Origin of the sequence: Bradyrhizobium sp. NBAIM03 (genome assembly GCF_020194055.1) — a bacterium.
Classification (GTDB): Bacteria; Pseudomonadota; Alphaproteobacteria; order Rhizobiales; family Xanthobacteraceae; genus Bradyrhizobium; species Bradyrhizobium yuanmingense.
In genome coordinates this window covers 1-396 of the sequence record NZ_JADYVS010000257.1, presented here as the reverse complement: position 1 = coordinate 396, position 396 = coordinate 1, and the positions used below count along the sequence as shown (strand labels likewise).

General features: G+C 56.8%; 1 protein-coding gene. It reads right to left on the bottom strand.

Annotated elements, in window-relative coordinates; translation table 11 throughout:
- A partial coding sequence (locus I6F21_RS38400; protein WP_346656867.1) for a hypothetical protein occupies positions 1-188 on the bottom strand: 188 nt, incomplete at its 3' end.
- Positions 189-396 lie beyond the last annotated feature (208 nt).

The window sequence follows — 396 nt, the reverse complement described above, 5'->3', positions numbered from 1 at the left end:
CCTTGGGACTGGCCCCGCTGCAGGAAAGACTGGTGCTCGAATTCGAAGCGGCCTTTGGGCATAACGTCGGCCGTGTAAATCCACCCGAACGGCGATTCGCCGGCAAGCGCAGTTGTGGAACACAGCCAGGCAAGCGCCCCAGCAAGCCAAACCTTCCCCCAATGCGTGCTTTTTGTAGCACCTTGCATTTGACTCCCCTTCCGAAATAAGGAGATTGTAAGGGAGAATGAGAATTGTTCGCAATAGCCTCGTGAAGCGGCGAATGCTGGGATCAGAGTCGGGTCGCACGGAGTCGCAGCGCATTGGCGACCACCGATGCCGAACTCAAGCTCATCGCCAATGCGGCAATCATGGGTGATAACAGAAGTCCGGTAAAAGGATAGAGCACGCCGGCAG